The 22,164-nt window shown below is 38.4% G+C and carries 24 protein-coding genes, 2 tRNA genes and 1 pseudogene; 12 read left to right on the plus strand and 15 right to left on the minus strand.

Translation table 11 applies throughout. The features are described 5' to 3' along the window. Positions 1-49: 49 nt before the first annotated feature. A complete protein-coding gene (locus tag AC5YDM_RS07165) occupies positions 50-634 on the plus strand; it encodes a hypothetical protein (RefSeq protein WP_496151428.1) in 585 nt (194 codons plus the stop codon). A 296-nt stretch (positions 635-930) separates the two neighbouring features. Here AC5YDM_RS07165 and AC5YDM_RS07170 read toward each other — a convergent pair whose 3' ends face one another. Both AC5YDM_RS07170 and hisF read right to left on the minus strand, forming a co-directional pair. Next, positions 931-1,392 (minus strand): hypothetical protein, encoded by a 462-nt coding sequence (locus AC5YDM_RS07170; RefSeq protein ID WP_496151429.1) that lies wholly within the window; start codon positions 1,390-1,392, stop codon positions 931-933. Positions 1,393-1,538: 146 nt separating this feature from the next. Continuing rightward, positions 1,539-2,297, minus strand: a complete 759-nt coding sequence (gene hisF / locus AC5YDM_RS07175; protein WP_496151430.1) for an imidazole glycerol phosphate synthase subunit HisF — start codon at positions 2,295-2,297, stop codon at positions 1,539-1,541. A gap of 113 nt (positions 2,298-2,410) precedes the next feature. Here hisF and AC5YDM_RS07180 point away from each other — a divergent pair, with 113 nt between their 5' ends. The 4 genes from AC5YDM_RS07180 to AC5YDM_RS07195 all read left to right on the plus strand — a co-directional run bounded on the left by AC5YDM_RS07180 (position 2,411) and on the right by AC5YDM_RS07195 (position 4,955). Next, complete coding sequence (locus AC5YDM_RS07180) at positions 2,411-3,361, plus strand: homoserine kinase (RefSeq protein ID WP_496151431.1); 951 nt, start codon at positions 2,411-2,413, stop codon at positions 3,359-3,361. A gap of 38 nt (positions 3,362-3,399) precedes the next feature. Beyond that, positions 3,400-4,029, plus strand: a complete 630-nt coding sequence (locus AC5YDM_RS07185) for a DUF1294 domain-containing protein (RefSeq protein WP_496151432.1) — start codon at positions 3,400-3,402, stop codon at positions 4,027-4,029. A gap of 144 nt (positions 4,030-4,173) precedes the next feature. Continuing rightward, the gene (locus AC5YDM_RS07190; RefSeq protein ID WP_496151433.1) at positions 4,174-4,566 is read left to right on the plus strand and encodes a DUF4870 family protein; all 393 of its coding nucleotides are present in this window, start codon (positions 4,174-4,176) and stop codon (positions 4,564-4,566) included. 71 nt (positions 4,567-4,637) lie between these two features. Beyond that, positions 4,638-4,955 (plus strand): antibiotic biosynthesis monooxygenase family protein, encoded by a 318-nt coding sequence (locus AC5YDM_RS07195; RefSeq protein WP_496151434.1) that lies wholly within the window; start codon positions 4,638-4,640, stop codon positions 4,953-4,955. A 1-nt stretch (position 4,956) separates the two neighbouring features. Here the strand turns inward: AC5YDM_RS07195 and AC5YDM_RS07200 are convergent, their stop codons facing one another. The 5 genes and pseudogenes from AC5YDM_RS07200 to AC5YDM_RS07220 form a co-directional block, all read right to left on the minus strand. Next, positions 4,957-5,847, minus strand: a complete 891-nt coding sequence (locus AC5YDM_RS07200; RefSeq protein WP_496151435.1) for a DMT family transporter — start codon at positions 5,845-5,847, stop codon at positions 4,957-4,959. 126 nt (positions 5,848-5,973) lie between these two features. Further along, on the minus strand, positions 5,974-6,705 hold the full coding sequence (hisA, locus tag AC5YDM_RS07205; RefSeq protein ID WP_496124619.1) for a 1-(5-phosphoribosyl)-5-[(5-phosphoribosylamino)methylideneamino]imidazole-4-carboxamide isomerase: 732 nt from the start codon (positions 6,703-6,705) through the stop codon (positions 5,974-5,976). A 174-nt stretch (positions 6,706-6,879) separates the two neighbouring features. Continuing rightward, positions 6,880-7,650 carry a hypothetical protein gene (locus tag AC5YDM_RS07210; protein ID WP_496151436.1) on the minus strand — a complete coding sequence of 257 codons (771 nt, stop codon included), beginning with the start codon at positions 7,648-7,650 and terminating at the stop codon, positions 6,880-6,882. A gap of 419 nt (positions 7,651-8,069) precedes the next feature. Further along, positions 8,070-8,216: a hypothetical protein gene (locus AC5YDM_RS07215; protein WP_496151527.1), complete on the minus strand. Its 147-nt coding sequence runs from the start codon at positions 8,214-8,216 to the stop codon at positions 8,070-8,072. Positions 8,217-8,222: 6 nt separating this feature from the next. Then, positions 8,223-8,752 (minus strand): annotated as a pseudogene (locus AC5YDM_RS07220) (3'-5' exonuclease family protein); the annotation flags it as partial. An 88-nt stretch (positions 8,753-8,840) separates the two neighbouring features. Between AC5YDM_RS07220 and AC5YDM_RS07225 the strand changes: the two are divergent. Further along, a complete protein-coding gene (locus AC5YDM_RS07225; RefSeq protein WP_496151437.1) occupies positions 8,841-9,236 on the plus strand; it encodes a helix-turn-helix domain-containing protein in 396 nt (131 codons plus the stop codon). Between the two features lie 33 nt (positions 9,237-9,269). On the opposite strand, the gene AC5YDM_RS07230 is transcribed toward AC5YDM_RS07225, so the two are convergent. The 3 genes from AC5YDM_RS07230 to hisB form a co-directional block, all read right to left on the minus strand. Beyond that, entirely contained in the window at positions 9,270-9,833 is a 564-nt protein-coding gene (locus tag AC5YDM_RS07230) for a DUF805 domain-containing protein (protein ID WP_496151438.1), read from the minus strand. Between the two features lie 304 nt (positions 9,834-10,137). Continuing rightward, positions 10,138-10,755, minus strand: a complete 618-nt coding sequence (hisH, locus tag AC5YDM_RS07235; RefSeq protein ID WP_496151439.1) for an imidazole glycerol phosphate synthase subunit HisH — start codon at positions 10,753-10,755, stop codon at positions 10,138-10,140. Beyond that, the gene (hisB, locus tag AC5YDM_RS07240; RefSeq protein WP_496124625.1) at positions 10,755-11,348 is read right to left on the minus strand and encodes an imidazoleglycerol-phosphate dehydratase HisB; all 594 of its coding nucleotides are present in this window, start codon (positions 11,346-11,348) and stop codon (positions 10,755-10,757) included. Before hisB ends, hisH begins: the two co-directional genes overlap by 1 nt. A 94-nt stretch (positions 11,349-11,442) precedes the next feature. On the opposite strand from hisB, the gene AC5YDM_RS07245 reads away from it, so the two are divergent. The 4 genes from AC5YDM_RS07245 to AC5YDM_RS07260 all read left to right on the plus strand — a co-directional run bounded on the left by AC5YDM_RS07245 (position 11,443) and on the right by AC5YDM_RS07260 (position 13,370). Beyond that, positions 11,443-11,820 carry a GNAT family N-acetyltransferase gene (locus tag AC5YDM_RS07245; protein ID WP_496151440.1) on the plus strand — a complete coding sequence of 126 codons (378 nt, stop codon included), beginning with the start codon at positions 11,443-11,445 and terminating at the stop codon, positions 11,818-11,820. A 232-nt stretch (positions 11,821-12,052) separates the two neighbouring features. Next, positions 12,053-12,128, plus strand: a tRNA-Phe gene (locus AC5YDM_RS07250). 141 nt (positions 12,129-12,269) lie between these two features. Continuing rightward, positions 12,270-12,345, plus strand: a tRNA-Phe gene (locus AC5YDM_RS07255). A gap of 203 nt (positions 12,346-12,548) precedes the next feature. Next, positions 12,549-13,370, plus strand: a complete 822-nt coding sequence (locus AC5YDM_RS07260; protein WP_496151441.1) for a class I SAM-dependent methyltransferase — start codon at positions 12,549-12,551, stop codon at positions 13,368-13,370. Positions 13,371-13,416: 46 nt separating this feature from the next. On the opposite strand, the gene AC5YDM_RS07265 is transcribed toward AC5YDM_RS07260, so the two are convergent. Then, positions 13,417-13,836 carry a GNAT family acetyltransferase gene (locus tag AC5YDM_RS07265; protein ID WP_496151442.1) on the minus strand — a complete coding sequence of 140 codons (420 nt, stop codon included), beginning with the start codon at positions 13,834-13,836 and terminating at the stop codon, positions 13,417-13,419. Positions 13,837-14,091: 255 nt separating this feature from the next. Between AC5YDM_RS07265 and AC5YDM_RS07270 the strand changes: the two genes are divergently transcribed. Next, positions 14,092-14,613: a hypothetical protein gene (locus AC5YDM_RS07270; RefSeq protein WP_496151443.1), complete on the plus strand. Its 522-nt coding sequence runs from the start codon at positions 14,092-14,094 to the stop codon at positions 14,611-14,613. Between the two features lie 92 nt (positions 14,614-14,705). Here the strand turns inward: AC5YDM_RS07270 and scpC are convergent, their stop codons facing one another. From scpC to ompR, 3 genes are all read right to left on the minus strand, one after another. Further along, the gene (gene scpC / locus AC5YDM_RS07275) at positions 14,706-16,223 is read right to left on the minus strand and encodes a succinyl-CoA:acetate CoA-transferase ScpC (protein ID WP_496151444.1); all 1,518 of its coding nucleotides are present in this window, start codon (positions 16,221-16,223) and stop codon (positions 14,706-14,708) included. A 198-nt stretch (positions 16,224-16,421) separates the two neighbouring features. Further along, positions 16,422-17,888 carry an ATP-binding protein gene (locus AC5YDM_RS07280; RefSeq protein ID WP_496151445.1) on the minus strand — a complete coding sequence of 489 codons (1,467 nt, stop codon included), beginning with the start codon at positions 17,886-17,888 and terminating at the stop codon, positions 16,422-16,424. A 154-nt stretch (positions 17,889-18,042) separates the two neighbouring features. After that, positions 18,043-18,807: an osmolarity response regulator transcription factor OmpR gene (ompR, locus tag AC5YDM_RS07285; protein WP_496124630.1), complete on the minus strand. Its 765-nt coding sequence runs from the start codon at positions 18,805-18,807 to the stop codon at positions 18,043-18,045. 528 nt (positions 18,808-19,335) lie between these two features. On the opposite strand from ompR, the gene AC5YDM_RS07290 reads away from it, so the two are divergent. Next, positions 19,336-21,699 (plus strand): Tex family protein, encoded by a 2,364-nt coding sequence (locus tag AC5YDM_RS07290; protein ID WP_496151446.1) that lies wholly within the window; start codon positions 19,336-19,338, stop codon positions 21,697-21,699. A gap of 69 nt (positions 21,700-21,768) precedes the next feature. Here the strand turns inward: AC5YDM_RS07290 and AC5YDM_RS07295 are convergent, their stop codons facing one another. Then, a complete protein-coding gene (locus AC5YDM_RS07295; RefSeq protein ID WP_496151447.1) occupies positions 21,769-22,083 on the minus strand; it encodes a hypothetical protein in 315 nt (104 codons plus the stop codon). Positions 22,084-22,164: the final 81 nt, after the last annotated feature.

Consider the following 22,164-nt stretch of genomic DNA (forward strand, 5'->3'; position numbering starts at 1 on the left):
GAATAAGCTCGAGATATATTAAAACAAAAATGAAGGGTGGGAGTGAGACATGGTTAAGGGATTCATAGCAGGTTTAATCATTGCCAATGGTTTTGAGTGGATTGCACATAAATATGTTTTACACGGGACACATCGCGTCGGTCAGCCACGATTTAGTCCTGTACCTGACAGTATGAAGTCACATTGGGAACACCATCGAGAAGTAAGAAAGACAGATTTTAGTGACTATGGTTATGTTGAAGGAATCCGTAACTGGCGTACCCGAAATGAGATTATGTCTCTTGCAGTGACTGTCGGAGTCTTTGCGCCTTTATTTTATCCTGTTTCAAAAGGGATGAGCTTGGCGGTATTTTACAGTGCTGCCAATTATTATTATGTGCATCGCCGTGCGCACTTGGAACCTGAGTGGGCAAAGAAAACCATTCCTTGGCACTATGATCATCATATGAATTCGAATCAAGATGCCAACTGGTGTGTGACCAAACCTTGGTTTGACTACATATTGGGGACACGTGTAATTTCATCTCTAGATTTGCAAGAGCAAAATCCAATTGGCATTCGACTCCCGAAAATGCTGTCCACATGGTTGAATCGTTCAATCCATCAAATTTTTCCTGCTCAATGGGTGAATTAAACAACCAAAATTGCTGAATAGGCAGTGGTTTAAAATCATGAATATCTTTGATTTAATAGACAGTTAAACAATATTGTGGCGTGAATAGTCAATAAATCATGTAGGAATTGTCAATATTTTTGAAATCTTCGGCGCTATAGTCAATTGGCAGTTTAGTTATATAGGATGAAAGGCGTAAGTTTTAACTTTAAATCGCTGAATCGTCTTGGTTTTTGGAGCTCTCGGGCTCCTTTTTTTTGCCTTCAAATCGTCCAGTATTTGCTTAAATCATTTATTTATAGAGCTTACTATCTGGACTATGGGTGTTTTATGGGTTTGCTCAGTTGGGTAAGGTAGTAGCGGTCATGCCAGTCCGTAATATCTTTGGCATAAGTAAAACAGATTTGATCGCCTTTTTTGACTTGTGCCAATAGCGGATAATAGTGCTGAGTCAAAGCATCACCATTGAATTCGATGATTTGATTTTGTTCGGCTTTAAATTGGTAGATCACCTCATTGGTTTGGATGATTTGATTTGAGGGTGTCCGTTGTTGATAAGTACCACATTGCCTCACTTGTTGAATTGATTCAAAGGCTTTTAAATTATTTTTAAGTTTGTATTGATCGATCCCATAGTGATAAATCATCACAAATAAAATCATCGACAAGAAGACCAAGGCGATAGAAAACTTCAGATCAAATTTGCAATATCGACAAATGATGACCATGGTGCTGAGGATTAACACAGCAATGATGATGAAGCTAGTTTCTAAAGTCATTATGATTAAAAATCTTATAAAAATTTAAGTTAAATAGGCAAAAAAAAGAGTGTGGGATCACACTCTTTTAATCATTCAAATTCGAACTGTCAATCATGCCATTCCATATTCAAGCTTCAGCTTGAATAAAATGCAAAGCTCTAGACTTAAAGACGCATCTCGATGCCTTGATTGGCAAGATAGGCTTTTGCTTCAGGAATCGTGTGCTGACCAAAGTGGAAAATCGAAGCCGCTAATACCGCATCTGCACCACCTTGGATAATACCGTCAGCTAAATGCTGTAAATTACCTACACCACCAGAAGCAATCGTTGGAATCGTGACACGGTCATTAATTTGACGCATCAGGGCTAAGTCATAACCTGCTTTGGTACCATCAGCATCCATAGAGGTAATCAATAACTCACCTGCGCCAAAGTCAGCCATTTTTACAGCCCACTCAATCGCATCAATTCCTGTTTCTTTACGACCGCCATGGGTAAAGATTTCCCATTTATTGTCGCCTGTTTTTTTCGCATCAATGGCAACCACGATACATTGCGCACCAAAGCGTTGAGATGCTTCTTGCACGAACTCAGGGTTATAAATAGCAGCCGAGTTGATGCTGACTTTATCTGCGCCTGCGTTGAGCAATAAGCGGATATCTTCAACCTTACGGACACCACCACCCACAGTCAGAGGAACGAAGACACTTTCTGCCATACGTTCAACAGTACGGTAAGTGGTATCACGACCATTTGAGGTTGCAGTGATGTCTAGAAAAGTAATTTCATCGGCACCTTGTTCATTATAGCGACGCGCAACTTCAACTGGATCACCAGCATCGCGGATATCTAAAAACTGAACACCTTTCACTACTCGACCATTATCTACGTCAAGACAAGGAATAATTCGTTTAGCAAGCATAATTTTTTCCAAAAATAACAGCCGATTATGAAACTTCCCGCTTGAGGTGCTACACCTTCTAAGTAGGAGCGGTTATTCTATCAAAATTATGTAAGTTTTTTTGCAGGTTTTGTATGTCGGTCTATACCACTTTGACTTTAAAGGAAGTTCAGGATTTTTCATCACCTTATGGATTAGAGGTGATTGACCTGATTCCCATTCAAGGAGGTATTCAAAATACAAACTATTTTTTAGCCTGCAAAAATGGTCAGCAATACGTTTTAACGATTTTTGAAGAAATGGATGAGCAGGGGGCAGGCGAATTAGTACCTGTACTCGAACATTTAGGTAAAGCGGGTTTAACTGTACCTGTGCCACTTAGTCATAGCGGTCGCTCGATTCAAACCTTAAAAGATAAACCTGCACAGATTGCGCCACGTATGTTGGGTCATCACCCAATGCCATCGACCATTGGACAAGTTGCGGAAATTGGTCGTGCTCAGGCACAGATGCATGTCGCTTTAAAAGATTTCCCTTTAGAACGTGCTGAATATCGTAATCATGCATATTGGCGTGGTGTGGCTCGACAGATCAAACCTACTTTGAGTCCAGCAGACACTGTCATTTTAAATAATTTATTGGGTCTTTATGATGCATTAACGGCAATGTATCCCAACCGTCCAACAGGTTTTATTCACTCTGATTTGTTCCGTGATAATACTCTTTTTGATGCTGATCAATTGACTGGAATTTTAGACTTTTACGAATTAAATAAAGATGAGTGGTTATTTGATATCGCGATTACGATCAATGATTTCTGTACCAATTACCCAGATGTGGATTTAAATGAAGCCAAAGCTCAAGCATTCCTTGAAGCTTATGAAACAGTTCGTCCGCTCACTTCAGATGAGAAGTCTTGTTTGGAACTTTATTTGGCGATGGCAGCAGGGCGTTTTTGGATGATGCGTTTACAAGTTGCGCAAAAAAATGCAGAACTTGGGCGTACTGGTGAGGATATCTTGCAGAAAAATCCTTTGGAAATGCGTAATATGCTGGTTGAACGCTTGAAATTTGTGACGGCTTAATTGCTCAACTGCTTTAAAAGATAGGAATAGGAAACTCAATGCGCGATCAAGGTCGATTAGTAGAATGGTTTGATGATAAAGGCTATGGCTTCATTCAACCCAATGATTCATCCAAAGATCGCGTGTTTTTGCATATCAAAGATTTTGCACGCCAAGGTCCACGTCCTATTACAGGATGTGCCTTGGAGTATGTGGTGCAACTGGATGGTCAAGGGCGTTATAAAGCCAAACAAGTGACTTATTTGAAAGCATCGCAAACCCAAAAGAAAAGTCATCAACAACCAAAGCCTCAAAAAAACAAATCAGCAAATAACCTACAACCGATGCAAATTGCATGTGTCATTTACATCGTAATCATTGCCTTAATGACGATATCAGGTGTGCTAAACAGTATGGTATTGCTGTTTATTAGTATCATCAATGCATTAACCTATTGGATGTATGCGCAAGATAAAGAAGCAGCGCAGTCTGGAAATCGTCGTGTTCCTGAAAATACATTACATACTTTGGCATTTTTAGGTGGTTGGCCAGCAGCATGGTTAGCACAGCAGCGGTTACGCCACAAAACACAAAAACAACCGTTTCGTAAAATCTATTTCTGTACCATAGCCTTTAATATACTGTTGATTGGATGGTTGATTTCACCGTTCAATACTTTGAATTTTTAATAAATGATCTCTTGGATACAGTGTTTGTAACGCTGAATTTATGAGATCACCATTCTTTTGCATACGTTAAAATTTGTGTTTTGAATAAGTTGAAATTTTAAAATAGCTTCTTTAATGAAGCATATAAAATAATCAGGATAAATGATGAGTTATTCAGTTGATAAAGATTCAAATCGAACGCTGACCATTGCTTTGTATATTCTTTATATCGTTGCGATTTTCTCAGCCGGTATTCTCGCGATTGTGGCTTTGGTGATTAATTATATTAAAAGAGGTTCAGTTCAGGGCTCGATTTTTGAAAGTCATTTTACGTGGCAGATTCGAACGTTTTGGTGGTATCTGATTTGGAATATGATTGCTTTTTTACCGTTTATTTTCCTGTTTTTTACCAGTGATAATCCAAACGCATTTGCAGGCGTAGCTTTAGGGGCAACGACTTTTTGTATTGCTGTGATTGGCCTGTCTTGGATTTGGATTGTATATCGTGCGATTCGTGGGCTAATTAAAGTCAATGATAATGAGCCGATGTATGGTTAAAGTGGATTTATAAAATAAAACTGTGTTTATAAAAATTGTGTTTATAGAATAATTAAGATCAGGACATAAAAATGATTATTGAGCATGTGCATTTACAGATCAAAGCTGATCAAAGTACGGGATTTGAACAAGCCTTTCAACAGGCCAAAGAAATTATTTATCCGATGTCGGGATTAAATGCAGTTCAATTGATTAAGAATACGAACGATGAACATCGCTATATTTTGATGATCTTTTGGGATCGGCTGGAAGACCATACTGAAGGCTTTAGACAGTCTGAAGCCTATCAGCAGTGGAAGACATTATTGCATCCTTTTTATGATCCGCATCCTGAAGTTGAATACTATCAACCCTGTATGATGTTGAAGAAGAAACCAGCTCCGAATTGAGCTATTTCTTCTTCGTCAATTTGGGTCGCCACTCACTCAGGATCACACTGAATACGACCAAAACTCCGCCAACTAGGGCTAAAGCAGGTAATCGCTCACCTGCAAGACGTCCGAATAGTGCAGCCCAAATCGGTTCACCTGCATAAATGATCGCTGCTTGTGAAGGATCAACAACACGTTGAGCCCAATTCATTGCCAATTGAATACAGGCACTGGCGATGCCTAAGGCGCATAAAATCCCAATCAATTGTCCATTAAAATTAGGCATGGTGGTTTCGCCAAGTAGAGGAGCCATGATAAAGCAAATGAGAGAAGCGAAGATCAGCTGAAGCACCGTGACTCGGCGGATATTGACACGTTCTGCAAAATGACTAATTAAGATAATTTCAAAGGCAATCGCGATAGAACCCAAAATCGTTAAAATCTGCCCATAGTTAAGTTGAATTGCTCCAAAGCCATTGCCTGTAAGAAAGACTAATCCAATGAAAGCCAATCCAGCACCTAAGCACGTCATGATATGTGGTTTATTTTTAAAAATAAGCCATAAGATGATTGGAACCAGTGGAACATAAAGCGCTGTTAAAAAAGCAGACTCACTGCTGGTAATAGTTTGTAAACCAATGGTTTGAGTTCCATAACCAATCGCGATAGATAGCCCGATTAGAAAACCTGCAATCCAGTCTAAACGTGTGAAATGATGGAGAGAGCGATAAGAAATCAGACTCACAGCAATTGCTGCTGCGGCAAAACGTAAAGCAACAAATAAAATAGGGCTACTAAAATTCAATCCATATTGAACTGTGATAAATGATCCACCCCAAATAATTGTGATGAGAATTAAGACCAGTTGAGGGGCTTTGGATTGAATCCAAGAAGAAGCAGAAGGGCGCATGAATATTGATGTACAAAATTAAAGTGAGTTTTAAAGAGGAAATATAAGCAATATAAAATAATGGAAATAAAAAAGAGGTCTAAAGACCTCTCTTTAATTCTTTCTAGAGACTAGAAAGAAGAATCATTAGAAAGAACGGTCATCCCATAAAGCCTGAGCTTCACGTAAATTCAAAGTGCCTTCATAAATCGCACGACCTGTAATTGCACCTAAAATACCAGGTTGACCTTTTAGATTGCGTACGTCATCGAGGTTAGTCACACCACCAGAAGCAATCACAGGTAAGCCTGAATAAGTTGCCAAGTTAACAGTTTGCTCGATGTTTACACCTTGCATCATGCCATCACGGGCAATGTCGGTATAAACGATGCTAGAAACGCCTGCATCAGCAAAACGCTTCGCAAGATCAGTTGCTTTAACATCAGTAACGTTCGCCCAGCCGTCAGTCGCAACCATGCCATTCATGGCATCAATACCCACAATGATATGACCCGCGAATTTTTTACATGCTTCTTCAACAAAAGCAGGGTCTTGAACAGCTTTAGTCCCAATGATGACAAAAGTCACGCCAGCTTCTAAGTAGTGTTCAATCGTTTCTAAAGAACGAATACCACCACCGATTTGAATCGGTAAGTCAGGTTGAGCCTTAGCAATCGCTTCTACGACAGGTTTATGAATTGGCGTACCTGCGAAAGCACCATTTAAATCAACTAAATGTAAGCGACGAGCGCCTTCATTTACCCAGTGTTGAGCTGTTGCTACTGGATTGTCAGAAAATACGGTATCGTCTTCCATGCGACCTTGTTTGAGACGGACACATTTGCCATCTTTCAGGTCAATTGCAGGGATAATCAGCATGCTTTCGCTCCTAGCCTAATCTTTTGGAGTTGAATCTGCACAATCTTAGCAAATAAAGCGCACTGTGCTAAAGGCAAATCTGAAAATAGATAAAAAATTAACCGCTTGGCATGACTCAAACGGTTAAATGGAAGTAACTTATATTTGTTATTTTTATTCGAAAGCGTTTTAGAATTAAATCAATGAGCCATTTGATTGAAATGGGTCGAGTAAATCGACTTGTCCAAGCAGTGAACCAACATCGTATAGACCATCGGTAATTGATCCTGCCAACTGACCTGCGACAGTAACTGCATCGCCAACAACAGGTAGTGTTGAAACAGCATTTGTGAGCGGGACAAGATCATTCAGCAGATTTTCTAAACTTCCTGAAGCATCTTGTATTACACCGCCTACACTGCCAATTGGGTCTGAAAGCAATCCGTTGACTAAATCTGTAGGATGAATACTTGCAATATAATCCCCAGTTTCTTCTACGAAACTAATTAAATTTGAAGTGGTTTCACCCGCTGCATTTAAGATATCGCCTAGACCTGGAAGTTCAGCAAGTAGTCCCGTGACAGGGGCAGTTACATCAACAACATTGCTGAGAATATTTGCTCCATCTGCAATCGTTTGCCCAAGTGTTGCTGTCGCACCGTTTAATGCGGTGTTTACGCCGCCAAGTAAATTACCCTCAGATAATTCAGAAGCAACACTATGTAAACCTTCACTTAAGTTACCAACTAAGTTTGATTTTAAGTCAAGTACAGACTCGACTGTACCTCCAACGAGTGGAAGTGAGGTCAAGGTGTCAGTCAATGGGCTGGTTAATGTACCTACTGTTTCAACCACCGTGTCCACAACACTGGTTACAGTCTCAATAACAAAGCCGAGTGCTTTTGAAATACCTTGTAAAGTAAGGCTAAATACACCACTAATTTTTCCAGTAAATAAACTAAACATTTCCCATTTCTCCAAGTAAGGGTAGTGCTAAAGCATGTTTTTTATTCGAACGGAAAGATAATTAACAAAAAAAATCGGGTGCGACAAACCACTAAATACGTGAAAAAGGATGAAGTTTAATATCTGGTTTAGATTATTTTTTATAAATACAAAGTTTTAGCTTTGGTTTGGGTATATTGTTTATTTGTGTAATAAAATCAATATTTTATTTTGACTGTTAATGGTGCGATTTGCTTTTTTTGACACATTAGAATGCAATATAAAAACCTTAATAAATCAATGGATTTTTATATTGTGCAATTTTATTCGGCTATTTTAAATAAAGTGTGATTCATATTGCTTTTTTAAGTGAAAGAATGTGGTGCTTAATTGAATTACATAACATTACATTAGCAATGGTGTGTGATTGCAGAAGAGTGCTAAATATCAATTTTTTCTAACAATGTTTTTTGAAGTTCAGGTTGATGTTTCAGTTGATTGATCACATGTGGTGAAAGTAATTTTTGTTGATAAAGTGAGACAAAAACGAGAAGTGCTGCATAAGCATCGGCTGCAGCGTAGTTCATTTGTTCAGGTGTGAGTATTTTTTTAGACCAGTTCGAGGTACTGATTTTCTTATTTTTAATAAAATTGACTTGATAAAGAAGAGCCATGGCATGTTTGATACCAACGGTATTATTGAATCCAAAATGAGAAAAGCTTTTAGACAGTTCAATATTTCCCTGTATTTCAATGCCTTTTTTCTAAATAAATGAAGATCGTTTTTAAGCCCAAAACCCACTTTGATTTGTTTTGGATTATTTAAAATAGGCGCAAGAAATGCCATAGTTTCTGAATTGACCTGAAATAAGTATGCTTTGTCTAAGGTCGCTAATTGTATAAGGTGAGGCCCCGTAGATACTTCACCTTTTGTGAATGTTGGCTTAGATTCGGTATCAAATCCAAAGATTATTACATTGTTCAGCGCTAAAGCGACATTTTGACATTGCGCTTTATTTTCAATCAGGATGATTTGATCTGTTGAAAGATTTCTAAAGGGAGCTAAAAATTTAAACTCATCAGAATGAGGTTGTTGGGTAGAAGGGGTTTGCACGAGATACACAAAATTAAATTGAGATCATATTTATATCAATATTTAACGTTACAATGTTAGTAAGAACCAAGAAGATATCATCGCTATGGAGAAGAATATGAGTAATCAGGATGATGATTTATTTAGTGAAGGTGCGAAGCGCATTAAGCAACTGATTAAAGATAAAAATATTAAACCCACAGATATTGTAAATGCACTAGGTGTATCTAAAGAAACTGTTTCAAAATGGGTGCAAGACTCAGCAACTCCGAATGCTCAAAATTTAATTGAATTGGCAAAATTATTAGGTGTAACAGAGCGATGGATTGCAGAAACAAAAAAAACGGAAGCTGTTGAAATCAAGACAGGTGTTGCATTAAAAGAAGCATCAGCAGATCAACTGATTCGTGAGCTTAAATCTCGTTATGCAGAATTGAATCTAAAAGCTGAAATTAAGATCAGTGTTGAGCCGATTGAAGGTGGTTTTGTTTCAAAAGATGGTTTTGAAGATTAAAACAGCCCAAGGAAATGGGCTGTTGATTTGTTATTATTTTTGAGTGTTAGGATCACTATATTGACTGTAATTTTGCTGATGTAACTGTTGATATTGAGCTTGCTTTGCTTGCATCACGTAGTCTTGGTAAGCAGGAAGAATCACTGCAGCAGCAATAGCGATCATAAAAGGGAAAAGTATAATATTGATCCAACCAAGGATTTTCTCCCAATTTTGAGTCTTTCTTATAGGACCAAATGAATTCGAATTTGAATTACCCTTTGCTAATAAAATATATAGACCAAAGAAAAAATTGACCCCTGGAACAAACATCAATAAACATAACCATCCAGAATGATTACGATCATGTAGGCGACGTATAGTAAAGACAATATAGAAGTAAATAAAAACAACATAGACAATCGCCAATAGAATGATTGCAATGAACGTTAGGCTTTGTGATTGCTGTTGATTAAACAATCTAAAGAAGATGGCTGATCCAATGCTAGAGATCAAGATGAACAATAAAGCGCTGAGAAATACCCAAGCTAAATAAGATAAACGCCCAAAACGTCCTGAGCTACTCAAGGGCTTATCGTCTAAATATTGTTGAGGCATTTTTAATTATCCAGTTTTAAAAATTGAGTGAAGTGAGTTAATTTTTAATTATTAAGTGAATATTATTATATCAATCAAATTGTTTAATAAAAATACATAAAGTTGATTTTTCAGTGTGAAAAACCCCAAAAATGGAATTGATTAATAGAATGAAGTGAATGAGTGAGAACTATCTTGAATGATTTAAGTGGTATCAACGTTTAAATGATTTTTTATTTTTGAAATGACAGAGATGATTCTTTTTAAGTTAATGGATTAAATTTTGCAGACCGCTATTCATAAGAACAATGGTCTGCAAGCTAAATCAGATTTTCCATTCCACAAAGTTTTTCAACAGTTGTAAGCCCGCAGTATGACTTTTTTCAGGGTGGAATTGAGTTGCGAACAAGTTCTCTTTATGAATCGCCGTACAGAAATCGATCCCATAGTTACATGTTGCAGCAACAAGATCAGATTGTTGTGGCGCAACATAAAAACTATGAACGAAATAGAAGCGTGCATCTTGCTCAATGTTATTCCACATCGGATGACTTGGATCAGCTTGATGAACCTGATTCCAACCCATATGTGGCACTTTTAATCCATCTAAATCTGGGAAGCGCTTTACAGCACCGTCAAAAATACCGAGTGCGTCTACACCGCCATTTTCTTCAGAGTGTTGCATCAGTGCTTGCATACCAACACAGATTGCAAGGACAGGCTTATTGAAAGCAGCATGACGTACCACTTCATCAATGCCTGCTTCATGCATGCCTTGCATACAGTCACGCATTGCACCAACACCTGGGAATACAATTTTATCTGCTTGAGCGATTAACTTTGGATCATTGGTCACATCAACAGTTGCACCGACGTGCTCTAATGCTTTAGCTGCTGAGTGAAGATTTCCCATGCCATAGTCAAGAAGGGCAATACGGGTCATTACAATGTACCTTTAGTCGATGCAACAGTATTTTCAGCACGTGGATCAACTTCACATGCCATACGTAGTGCGCGTGCAAACGCTTTAAATACGCTTTCAATTTGGTGATGGCTGTTTTTGCCTTTTAGGTTGTCAATGTGAACTGTCATCAATGAGTGGTTCACGAAACCTTGGAAAAATTCAGAAAATAAATCCACATCAAAACGACCGATCATCGCACGTGTAAATGGAATATCCATAAACAAGCCTGGGCGACCAGATAAATCAACGACAACACGGCTTAGAGACTCATCCAATGGCGCATAAAAGTGCCCATAACGACGTAAACCTTTTTTATCACCCAATGCTTTTGCAAAAGCTTGACCAAGCGTAATACCGCAGTCTTCTACAGTATGATGGTCGTCAATTTCTAAGTCGCCATCACAATGGATATCAATATCAAAAAGACCATGGCGCTTGATTTGATCGATCATATGGTCTAAAAAAGGAATACCTGTATTGAGGGTGCCTTGACCCGTACCATCAAGATTCACTCGAACACTAATTTTGGTTTCGTTTGTGTTTCTTACCACTTCACTGATACGTTGCGTCATAGACACGTTCCTCAAAAACGTTAAAAATGATGAATGTAGATACTTCGCTGGAACGAAAGTCCCAGCATATTAGATTGCTCAGGAGGGTTAATCAATGCCTATAACAGTACATGCAAAAACTTCACTGGATAATCATGAAGTTCGTGAACAGCTTGAGCGCTTATATGACACCAGTCCAGAATTTAGTGATGGTCAGGATGCCGTTGAACAACTTGAGCAAAACCTCACACAGTATACAATACTTTACACCGCAGAATTTAATACAAAAATAATAGGTGCCGTATGGGCCACGGGACAAGGTGAAAGCCGAACCATTGAAAACATCGTGGTACACCCAGCAAACCGTGGTCGTGGGGTCGCTGAACGTCTGATTAGTGAACTTTGCCGAATTGAGGAAGAGAAGGGTGTTCAAAAATTTGAGCCAGGCTGTGGGGCAATTCATCGTTGTCTAATGAGCTTAGAAAAAATTTAAGTCATATCGAGGTTTTACTGACGATTTAAGATTTGATTCAATTGAGTGGACAAGCCAGAGACTTAAAATCTGGCTTTTTTATTTCAAAAATACTTTTCAGATTTGAGTATGTGGAATATTTACTCGTTTTGAGTGGTAAATCTTAATATTTGTTTTAAAAGTAGCCATTTAAACGTTTTTTTATAAATCAGACTTGACGCTAACTCGCTGAAACTGTTTAATACGCGTCATCGGCGTGATAGCTCAGTAGGTAGAGCAACGGATTGAAAATCCGTGTGTCCCCAGTTCGATCCTGGGTCTCGCCACCATATTTAGAAAATCTCTGACAAGTTCGGAGATTTTTTTTGCCTATCATTTGTGTATTGTTTGTCTAAATAGTATTCGAACGAATAAAATAACGCTGAATTATATTGACTAATGTGCTGAGTTACGGCTTAATACACGGCATCGGCGTGATAGCTCAGTAGGTAGAGCAACGGATTGAAAATCCGTGTGTCCCCAGTTCGATCCTGGGTCTCGCCACCATATTTAAAAAATCTCTGACATGTTCAGGGATTTTTTTTGCCTAAAATAATTGGATAAAAATAAAGTGATCTACTGTATTTGAAGGTGATTCTATTGTTAGGTATTAGATTTTCTTGAACTAAATTTTAAAGTTGTTAGACACTTTTATATCGCAGTGAATTTAACAAGTGTAAAGTAAGTTAAAACAACAACAAATATTAAAAATGAAAGATCTATTTTCCAGTGATAGTGCACTATACCGTAAAGCAAGACCTAGCTATCCCGATGAAGTGATGGTAGAAATACTAAAATATGTTCCAAATACTCAATTTGCTTGGGATTGTGGAGCTGGTTCAGGTCAGTTTACGCAATTAATCGCACCTTATTTTGAGCAAGTGGTTGCAACCGATCTGAGCGCACAGCAATTACAACAAGCGCCTTATTTTGACAATGTTAGTTACCAAGTCCAATCTGCTGAAAAAACTACTTTAGCAGATCAAAGTTTTGATTTGATTACCGTTGCGCAAGCTATTCATTGGTTTGATTTTGATGAATTTTATAAAGAAGTGAAGCGTACCCTCAAAAAAGATGGGGTATTTGCTGTCATTGGCTATGGGACACCGCACTTAAAGCAAACTGAGCTACAGGCCGAGCTGAGTACGTTGTACTGCCATACTTTAAAGGGGTACTGGGATGCTGAGCGTCGTTATATTGATGAAGACTACAAAACGATTCCTTTTCCATTTGAAGTTCTGACTGATCAGCGGTTTACGATGCAATTTAACTGGACTAAATCGCAATTTATGGGCTATTTAAATACATGGTCTGCAATTAAACATTATAGAGCGCAAAACCAAGCAGAAGACCAATCCGACCTTCTTAGTTCATTCATGTATGGTATTGATGAGGATGAGCCAATGATTGTAGAGTTTCCTATCTTTTTGAAAGTTGGCAAAATTAATAAGGTTTTAAAAGATAAGAAATCGGGTTTAACTCAAGCTCATCTTCAGAAAATATTTCATCGTCAAATGCTTAAATTCTGTTGATTTGAGTGATATGAATGAAAATATTAAAAAGTAACTCCAAATGTGCTTAGTCGCGGATAAGTTGTTTTGCTAAGCAAATAAAATCTTTTTCGTCATAGCCTAATTGCTCATAGAAGTTACTGACATCAATGTCTTCTTTATGGATTAGTAACTGTATTTGTGGGCATCCCAGTGCTGTAAGGCGTTTTTCTAGTTGTTGGATGAGTGCTGTAGCGACACCATTACGTTGATAGTGAGGGTGGACGGCAAGATAATTGATTGCACCTCGATGTCCGTCGTATCCACCCATGATGGTTGCAATCGGCTGTTCATCCTTCACAGCGACCAAAAAGAGATCATCCTTCTGTGCTGTTTTTCGGAAAATATCAATTTCAGGGTTGTTAAAAGGGTGGGTTAAGCCACTTAATTCCCAAAGAGAAATGATTTCTTCAATATCTGAATCTAAAAATGTACGAATGATAAACATAGTTTAAATCGTATGAATTGGATTCATTTTACCTTAAATTAAAATTGCCGAAAAAGTAAGCGGATTTATTGTGATTTGAATATCTGAATAGTCTGAAAATTACGATTTCGACTACATCATAGCTCGATAGTGAGATTATTTTCATTGATTTTAAGTTGATTGATAATTGATCGAATTAAATATTAAATATATGATATTGTTAAATTTGATATCCTGATCTAAGCTTTAGAAGTTGTTGTGTTATGGGCTGTTAAAATGAAAATATTTAAAGGCATAACCACTGCTTTAATACTTGTAGGTTTTGGGTATTCATCAAGTGTTTATGCAAATTATGATCAGTCTAAAACTATGCGTTTAATTTCAGATGATCAGTTGCGTGATGTAGATGCACAAGGAGATGGTGGGGGAATACAAAACATTGAGCAAATTCATCAATTGATTTTAAATTCAGGGCTAAAAATTTCACATTTGAGTCATCGTGATGCGGAATTGAATACATTGAGTCTGGTTTCTCAGCAAAATAAAGAATCCCCAACTCAACAGACAGATGTGAAGGAGCATTCTAATCTTTGGATGCAGCAAGTGTTTAACAACCTATTTGCAAATCTTCAAACATTAAATCCTAAGATCACGATACACGATACTCAGATGCTGATTCAGCTTAAATCGATTCATATTGAGCAAATAGAAGTCGATATGAACGTTTCTGGGTTAATGAGCTTAATTGATCCGATAGGCATTACTAAGACATTTGTGACGTCGAATATTATTCGTTAAATATTGAAGTGAACATGTTCAATTGAAATCTGAATCTAAGCCAAATAAAAAACGCCCAATTGGGCGTTTTTTATTGAGTCTTAAATCTGAGATTAAGCAGATTTAGCTTCAGCAGCAGCTACAAGCATTTGACCTTTTTCTTCGAAGTTTGAGTGCCAAGAAAGCGCTTCACGAAGAATATGAGGTGTTTGACCACCACGCTCACACGCACGATTGAAGTAATCATTCAAAGCATCTTTGTACATTGGGTGTACACAGTTGTCGATGATTGCGCGAGCACGTTCACGAGGTGCTAAACCACGTAAATCTGCTAAACCTTGTTCTGTTACCAATACGTCTACGTCATGACCTGTATGGTCAATATGAGAAGCGAATGGAACTACAGAAGAGATGTCGCCACCTTTTGCAATTGATTTAGTCACGAAGATTGCAATGTGCGCATTACGTGCGAAGTCACCTGAACCACCGATACCGTTCATCATTTTAGTACCACATACGTGAGTTGAGTTTACGTTCCCGTAAATATCAAACTCTAATGCAGTGTTGATGCCGATAATCCCTAAACGACGAACCAATTCAGGATGGTTTGAGATTTCTTGTGGACGCAATACAAGTTTGTCTTTGTACGCTTCAAGGTTGTTAAATACTTTTTCGCCATATTTAGCAGAAAGCGTAATTGAGCTTCCTGAAGCAAATTTCATTTTACCAGCGTCAATCAATTCAAACGTGCAGTCTTGAAGTACTTCAGAGTACATAATCAAGTCTTCGAAGTTTGAATCTTTAAGACCCGTCAATACAGCATTGGCAATTGAACCAATACCTGCTTGTAAAGGACCTAAGTTCTTAGGAAGGCGATCTTCAGCCACTTCTTTTTCAAAGAATGCGATCAAGTGGTTCGCAATACCTTGAGTCTCATCATCTGGTTCAGTCACAGTTGATGGAGAGTCATGGAATTCGCTGTTGATCACGATACCCACGATTTTAGATGGATCGATATTGATTGCTTGTGTACCAATACGCTCATCTACTTCAGTCAAAGGAATTGGCTGACGAGTTGGACGGTACGATGGAATATAAATATCGTGTAAGCCTTCGAACGCAGGGCTTAAGTTAGTGTTGATTTCAACAATCACTTTTTCAGCAAAAATTGCAAAGCTTGCAGAGTTACCTACTGAAGTTGTTGGAATGATGCCACCATCTTCAGTGATCGCAACTGCTTCAATCACCGCAATATCAGGCTTTTTAAGTTGCTTATTACGCATTTGTTCAACAGTTTCAGACAAATGCTGATCGATGAACATCACTTCGCCTTTGTTGATGGCTTTACGTAATGTGTTATCCACTTGGAATGGAAGACGACGAGCAAGAACACCTGCTTCAGTCAATTGTTTGTCTAGATCGTTACCTAAAGATGCACCTGTGATTAAAGTGATTTTAAGTGGATCAGCTTTAGCACGTTTTACCAATGCCAAAGGAACAGCTTTAGCTTCACCTGCGCGTGTGAAACCACTCATACCTACAGTCATACCATCTTGGATAAATGCAGCAGCTTGTTCAGCATTCATGACCTTGTCATGAAGGGAAGCTAATCGAATACGATCTAAAGACATAGTTTAAGCTCAATTCTTGTTCAAAACTAGACGGATTGTACCGCCCCAAAACAAGATTGTGCATGCCTGTTAGGCTAAGGTCTAATTTTTTCAAAAAATGTAGGTATAAATTTTGGTAATGGTTTTTAAGTAGTTGAAATTCATGTTATTTATATATTAAAAACATAAATGTATAAATATCAACCGTTTAAAAATTAATCATTCTATAAAATGTTGACCTAAACTTTGTCTTATTTTTTGTAACGGAGTGATTTGTTCGATTTCATCTTCATTTACGCTTTTCAATGGTAAAGAAATAATCGTCTCCAAACCACCTTCAGCACAGTTACGAATAATCAGCTCGCCTTGATGAATATCGACAATTCTTTTGACGATCGCTAGACCCAATCCACTCCCTTGGATGGTACGCGCAGCTTCACCTCGCACAAAGGGTTGCATCAGTTCTTCGATCTGATCTTCAGGAATACCTTCACCATGATCAGCCACACGAATATGCACTTTTTCATCTTCAAAATGGGCTGAAATTTCAATTGGTTCAGAGCCATAGCGTTTGGAGTTGTTGATGATATTACCAATCAGTCTTTTTAAAGACATGCTTCGAGCTTCGATAGACGGTAGCTCTTGGGGAGTGAACTCAATTTGTAATGGTTTGAATTGTTTAACTAATTCTTTAAGTAATGAATTCACATCTGTTTGTTGAAGTTCTTCATCTGAGCCATCCCGCATATAGGAAATGAACTGATTTAAAATCGCATCCATATCTTCCACATCATAAATTAAACCTTCTTTGAGGAAATCTTCATCAGGCATCATTTCTGCGCTTAAACGAATACGTGTCAGTGGAGTGCGTAAGTCATGTGAAATCCCTGCCAACATGATTTGACGATCACGCTCTGTTTGCTCAAGCGTGTAGATCATGTGATTGAATGCTTGGTTCACTTGACGGATTTCTAAAGGCCCATGATTGGTTTCTAAGTAGGGTGCTTTACCTGTTTTACTATAATTATTGGCTGCGTTCTGTAAGCGACGTAGCGGACGATTCAGCTGACGAACCAGTGTTAAAATAATAATGGCTGAAATAAATGGAACACCCAATAGCCAAGCTAAAATCAGCTCAGGGCTGTAGTTGGCATAAGTTTTAAGAGGTTCTTGCACCCAGTTGCCATTCATTTCAGGCGTTTGAATCCAAATGCGTGGACTCGGCTTAAACTGGAAATAGACAGTGACATTGGGTACATCCAGTTCTTTTGCGAGCTTTTCTTCAATTTGATTGGTGAAAAACTCTGCAATAAGTTTCTCTCTCAAATTTGGATACTTTGCTGGATCAGTAACGTACTCAATCCCCACACGTTTTTTTAGCCATTCATCAGTATCAAGCTCTTGATTACCGTGGAATATTTTAAGTTCAGGATTATTGATGATCTCAATTTCAACTGCTAAATAGCGAGCATGTTGTTGAATTTCAGGTAAATAAAGTGTTTTCCAAAAAAACCACAATGACATGAAAAGGCTGAAAAAAACCACAAAAACCACAAGTACAGTAGTACGCATCGCAGCAGAGCGAGGCTTAATCTTATCGAGAAAGCGTTCCCAAGGCGTGCGTTTACGCTCTGAATAGGCAACGAATTCGTTAAATTTTTGTGGGTCTATAGGATCAAGCTTCACGATTTCGCCTTAAGCATCATTAGGTTGTTGATGGGTGATGATGAGTGATTGAATATTTATTGTTATACATTAAGTTATGCAGAATGAAATTTTCTCTCATCCAATAAAAAATAAGACTCCAACATGATTAAATGAGGGAGTCTTAAGTTAGAACTTATTCAGCGCCATCTGGAACAAAGACATAGCCCACGCCCCAAACGGTTTGAATATAGCGCGCACGAGCAGGGTTTTCTTCGATCAGGCGACGTAGGCGAGACACTTGAACGTCAATTGAACGCTCCATCGCACCCCATTCACGACCACGTGCTAAATTCATCAATTTATCGCGAGTGAGTGGTTCACGTGGATGTTGAACCAGTGCTTTAAGTACTGCGAATTCACCAGTGGTTAACGTCACGACTTGACCTTCGCGTGTCAATGTACGAGTCGATAAATCTAGTGACCATGGACCAAAGCTGACCACTTCCATATGCTGACTTGGTGCACCCGGTACTTCACGTACTTGGCGACGCAAAACTGCACGGATACGCGCAAGTAACTCATTTGGATTAAATGGTTTTGGCAGATAGTCATCCGCACCAGCTTCTAAACCTGCGATACGATCAGAATCGCTACCACGTGCCGTCAACATGATGATCGGCGTATCGATATTTGATTGACGTAAACGACGACAAATGCTTAAACCATCTTCAACTGGAAGCATGAAATCAAGAACGATTAAAGAAAATAATTCACGTTGCAACAAACGATCCATTTGTGTTGCGTCATGTGCCGTTTTTACAACAAAGCCTTTATCTTCTAAAAAACGCTGTAAAAGGGTACGTAAACGCACATCATCATCGACAACTAAAATGCGTTCGACGCGGTCGGTTTCATTATGTACAACATCTGTGTTTTCAGCAGGTACAACCAAACTCATGATGCACTCCCTTAAAGTTGTATTTATAAATATTTGTTAATCTCAGTATACTGCTTAAGTTCTTGTTAAGACTATGTATCAAATTGCTCAAAATTACAATTTTAAGCCGTTTTTGAAACCAAATAACAACATCAAAAAAACTGAGAAATCATATTTAAAGTTATAGACAACAACATAGCATGTAGCAATGTAAAAATGATGAAAATATTGAATAAGCGATTGTTTATGCGTCATTATTAAAATTTTGAAACATTCGTTGTGAGTTTGCTGACCAAATCAGAAATTTCATGGTTCGGAAGGCGTGATTTGGATGCAAAATGAAGCATAGCGAAATGCTAGATTCTTGTAATTTTCATTCAATTGATCGTATATTTTGTGCTGTTATTTATTGTTAATCGTTAAAAAAAACCTGAAATTTAAAGTTTAATTAAAATTTCCATTGTAAATATTCAAAACAATTGTGGATTTTATAGTCTTGGTCTTTATAATCACTAACTTTTAGTCCTTATCCTTGTGGAATTTAACACGATGACTGACTTAGTTCAGCAGTTGGCAAAAGAAATTGCCGTACGTCCAAACCAAGTAGAAGCTGCCATTAAGCTGATAGATGAAGGTTCTAGTGTTCCATTTATCGCACGTTACCGTAAAGAAGTAACCCAAGGCTTAGACGATACGCAATTACGTCAACTTGATACGCGCTTAACGTATTTACGTGATTTATTTGAACGCCGTGAAAAAGTCATTGAATCACTGACAGAACAAAATAAATTGACTGACGATTTACTTGCTCGCGTAAACGCAGTTGAAACTAAAAATGCATTAGAAGAAATTTACGCGCCGTACCGTCCAAAACGTACCAGTAAATCATTTAAAGCTAAAGAAGCTGGCTTAGGTCCAATTGCGGAAAAAATTCTTTCTGAAAATGTTGAGCCTTCAGATGCTTTGGCAGGGTTCAGCCACGAAGACTATGCTGACCTTGAAAGCCAATTGGATGCGATTCAACACATCATTATTGATGAATGGGCGCAAAACATTGGATTAACCACAGAATTAAAATCAACATTTGCTAAAACTGCCGTGCTTAAAAGCCTTGTAGCAAGTGATGAGAAAAAAGAAGTCGGTAAGAAATTCCGTGATTACTTTGATTTCTCTGAAAATTTAAACAAAGTCCCTTCACATCGTTTATTGGCGATGTTACGTGGTCGTCAAGAAAACGTATTGGGCTTAAAAGTGGATGGTCAAGATGATCTTCCATTGACACGTATTGAAACTGAATATGATCTTGAGTCTGTTCAACCACAATCACGTCAAGATTTCTTAAAGCAAACAGCGAAATTGTTCTGGTTGGGCAAAACACGTCCTGCGATTGAACATTCTCTATTAACAGAAAAACGTCTTGCTGCTGAAACTGAAGCAATGGATGTATTTGCTGAAAACTTACGTCATTTGTTGTTGTCTGCACCAGCAGGCGCGCGTACTACACTCGGTGTAGATCCTGGTATTCGTACAGGTGTTAAACTGGCTGTAGTCAATGCATCAGGTGATGTTCTTGCACATAGCACGATTTATCCATTTGCACCGAAAGAAGACAAAGCAGGTTCATTGGCTGAACTTGAACGTCTGTGCCGTGAATTCAATGTTGATTTGATCGCAATTGGTAATGGTACTGCGAGTCGTGAAACTGAAGCTGTTGTGGCTGAAATGATGGCGGCAAATGCTGATCTTAAATTAACACGTGTTTCTGTTTCAGAAGCAGGCGCATCGGTTTACTCTGCATCTGAATTGGCTGCGGCTGAACTTCCTGAACTAGATGTAACGATTCGTGGTGCAGTTTCAATTGCACGTCGTCTACAAGACCCATTGGCGGAACTTGTGAAGATTGATCCTAAATCGATTGGTGTAGGTCAGTATCAACATGATGTAAACCAAACTGGTTTAGCGAAAACACTTGAAGCTGTGGTTGAAGACTGTGTGAACTCTGTGGGTGTTGATGTAAATACTGCATCATCTGCAATCTTGGGTTATATCGCAGGTTTGAATAAATCAATCGCACAACAAATTGTAGACTTCCGTAAAGAAAATGGTCGTTTTGACAACCGTCAAGCATTGAAAAATGTACCACGTTTAGGCGAGCGTACTTTTGAACAAGCGGCTGGTTTCTTACGTATTCAAGATGGTTCAGAGCCACTAGATGCATCTGCCGTTCACCCTGAATCATATGCTTTAGTCAGTAAAATTGTTGAAGCAAAAGCAACGACTGTAAAAGACATCATTGGTAATACTGAAATCATTCGTCAAGTGGATGCTGAAGCATTGGTTGATGAAACATTTGGTTTACCAACAATTAAAGATGTACTTTCAGAGCTTGAAAAACCAGGTCGTGATCCACGTCCAGAATTCCGTACTGCGAAATTCCGTGAAGACATTACCGATGTTAAGCAACTGACTGAAGGTTTACAGCTTGAAGGTGTTGTTACCAATGTAACGAATTTTGGTGCATTTGTTGATGTGGGTGTTCATCAAGACGGTTTGGTGCATATTTCTGAACTTGCGAATGAATTTGTTGCTGATCCACATAAAATCGTGAAGCCGGGTCAAATTGTTCAAGTTCGTGTATTACAAGTGGATGCTGAGCGTAATCGTGTGAACTTGTCTATGCGTCCTGAAGGTTCTGAAGCACCTGCAAAAGCACCACGTCAGCCACGTCGTGAAACACCTGCAGGTGAACAACGTACAGAGCGTAAGCCTCAAGCGAAACGTCCTCAACAAGCACGTCCACAAGGTGATCGTCCGCAACAGAACAAGAAGCCTCAATCGGCTAAACCTCAAGAAGCAAAAATTGGTGGTTTAGGTGCATTGTTACTTCAAGCAGGGATTAAAGGTTCGAAGTAATCTTTAACTGCTCAATAAAAAAACCTCCCAATTGGGAGGTTTTTTTACACTTGGAATTGATAGCCAAAATTAATTCATCATGGGAACAATCCAACTGGTAATAATCAGCAAAATACCAAAGTGACCAAGCTTACGAGAAACTTTGACAAAAGTCGGTACAGGTTGTTCAAGCTTGTGGGCATAATCTTGCAAATTTTGAGCATTGGTACTACGGCTATGCCATAAGAAGATCGCTAAATCGATACAGATCAAAAGCGTACCAACGTCGGCAACCAAATCCATAACGACAAAATCTTGCGTATACAGCGCCATACCAATTTGATAACAAATAAAAACCGCAAAGGCGATCGCTGCATACTGTAGAAATAAAGTGAGAGTGCGCATAGCAATTTAAAGATGAAAAGTTTGTAGTTTTATAACACAAAAGTAATTTTTTATATAAATTCATGTGAATGTTCTATTAGT

The organism is Acinetobacter sp. CY81, from assembly GCF_059515925.1.